This window comes from Streptomyces sp. BR123, from assembly GCF_013401435.1.
Classification (GTDB): Bacteria; Actinomycetota; Actinomycetes; order Streptomycetales; family Streptomycetaceae; genus Streptomyces.
The window spans coordinates 1-635 of sequence record NZ_JACBGN010000668.1 but is presented as its reverse complement, the minus strand read 5'-3'; the positions used below and the strand labels follow the sequence as shown (position 1 = coordinate 635).

Sequence of the window (635 nt, the reverse complement as noted above, 5' to 3'; positions counted from 1 at the left end):
TAAGAGACAGCCTCCGCCCCGGGCCACGGTCACGGGCCCGATCACCGCGCGGACCGTCACCGGTTCGTCCCCGACCCTGTACGGCGGCACCCGGAACGTCGCCAGCTGCGACATCGACAAGCAGGTCCGGCTGCTGGCCGCCGGGCCGGACAGGAACCGGGCGTTCGCCGAGGCGCTCGGCATCGAGCCGTCGGCCGTGCCCGGCTACCTGCGCTCGCTCACCTCGGTGACCCTGCGCAACGACACCCGGGTCACCAACCACGGCTATCGGGACGGCCGCCCGGTCCCCTACCAGGCCGTGCTCCAGGCCGGCACCGCCGTCCTCGTGGACGGCCGCGGCGTGCCCCGGGTGCGCTGCGCCTGCGGCAACCCGCTGGGCGAGCCGGTGCCGCTGCGGGCCGGTTCGACGCGGCAGGGTGCGCCCTGGGCGGCGTACCGGCCGCAGAACGTGGTGGTGGTCCAGCCGGCGACCAAGACCATCGACAAGGTCACCATCTACGACCAGCGCACCGGACGCTGGTACGAGCGAGGCCCCGGCCACCCGAAGGGACCCGAGGACCGGGACCGGCCCGTCCCGCCGCCGCCGCTGCCTCCCCCGCCTCCCGCGACACCGCAGACCTCCCTGAGCCCCGCAC

The 635-nt window shown here is 75.4% G+C and carries 1 protein-coding gene; it reads left to right on the top strand.

Annotated features, from left to right (window positions below):
* Positions 1-635, top strand: a 635-nt coding sequence (locus HYE82_RS36960) for a DUF6777 domain-containing protein (protein WP_306439700.1), incomplete at both ends; no start/stop codon positions are given.